Origin of the sequence: Providencia sp. Je.9.19 (genome assembly GCF_051129765.1) — a bacterium.
GTDB lineage: Bacteria > Pseudomonadota > Gammaproteobacteria > Enterobacterales > Enterobacteriaceae > Providencia.
Window position 1 is genome coordinate 1 of record NZ_JBCPSS010000066.1, and the last position, 255, is coordinate 255.

Sequence of the window (255 nt, forward strand, 5' to 3'; positions counted from 1 at the left end):
GGGATGATGGGATATCGGCAATTTTGGCCGATTATAATATCAATGCGAATGCTAATAACTCTTACCGAAAAGGGGGAAATGACAGTTATCAAGTTAATGGTAATGGAGTCATGGGTATAAACCTTGGAGTATGGCGTTTTCGTGCAGATTGGCAAGGTCGTTTAAGTCATATGAATGGCCAAAATACGCAGACACAAAAAGATTTTCAGTGGAACCGTTTCTATGCTTATCGCGCGCTGAAATCTTTGCAAGCTA

At 40.8% G+C, this 255-nt stretch carries 1 protein-coding gene; it reads left to right on the forward strand.

Annotated elements, in window-relative coordinates; all coding sequences use genetic code 11:
• Nucleotides 1-255 (forward strand): hypothetical protein (locus AAZR93_RS21730; protein WP_434721056.1); only part of this gene is annotated, 255 nt, incomplete at both ends.